At 72.7% G+C, this 1,050-nt stretch carries 1 pseudogene; it reads right to left on the reverse strand.

From position 1 onward, the window contains the following. Nucleotides 1-93: 93 nt before the first annotated feature. Nucleotides 94-690, reverse strand: a pseudogene (locus tag ACWEN3_RS46925) (nSTAND1 domain-containing NTPase); the annotation flags it as partial. Nucleotides 691-1,050 lie beyond the last annotated feature (360 nt).

Raw genomic sequence — 1,050 nt, forward strand, 5'->3', positions numbered from 1 at the left:
AGACCCGCTCGAAGCTGACGAGCGCGCTCATCACCTCGACCCGGGCCCCGGCGAGCGCGGTGAGCGGGGCGTACAGCCGGGTCAGCAGAAGGCTATCGCGGGGACCAGACCGGCGTTCAGGAGGGACGACTTGCCCGCGCCCGAGGCGCCGACCAGCATCACCAGGCCACCGGCGCGTTCCGCGGCGCGGAGCTGGCCGATCAGCGCGCTCGTGCTCCGCTCCCGGCCGAAGAACCATCGCGCGTCCTCCTGCCGGTACGGCGCCAGCCCCCGGTAGGGGCACACGCCGCCGGCGACGGGCGGGGCCTGGGCCGGAGGCCGCGGGTTCTCCTCGGCGGGCGGCGCGGGCCGGTCGCCGACCGGGTCGGCCAGCGCGCGCTCCCACAGCCGCTGCCACTGGGCGAGGTCGTACAGGCCCGTCGAGACCGGCGCGGGCCGCGCCCTGCGCGCCTCCGGGATCAGGATCTGCAGGACCGCCGCGAGCGCGGTGAACTGGGCGGGCACGTTCTTGGCCCGGCGCCAGTCGCTGATCCGCTGCGCGGACACCCGTACCGGCCGGCCGCGCTCGTCGACCCGCTGAAGGCGCACGACCGCCTCGGCGACGCTCTTGAGGGGAGGGTTTCCAGCCTCCTTGTAGAGCAGCGCGAGGCGCTCGGCGAAAGCTGTGCGCGTCCCTGAGTCGGAACTCAAGGTCCCACCCCTTTACTTCCCCCCGCGTCTGGACGTCCGGACCGGAAAACTCACCCTATACGCCTGACCTGCGGTTAAGGCCTGGACCGGAGACCGGAATCTCCTCGGCGGAGGCGACAGATGGCAGGATCGCAACCCCGGTGCCGGAAGCGTCACGCACCGTCCGGACAGGCCAACGGCCCAGCGCTCGGAGAGACACCCCATGGCGTCGAACGGTTTAGGTCAACCTCTGTCGAAGGCGGCGAACGGCGAGCACGCCGTCGTGTGAATCCGCGCGTCCCCTCACTCCCTCCGCCCCCTACTTCGGTCCGCGCCGATACGCCGACGAGGCGCGGGCCGACGCCCCTGCAGCATGAAGTG

The sequence above is a fragment of the Streptomyces sp. NPDC004561 genome, assembly GCF_053602155.1.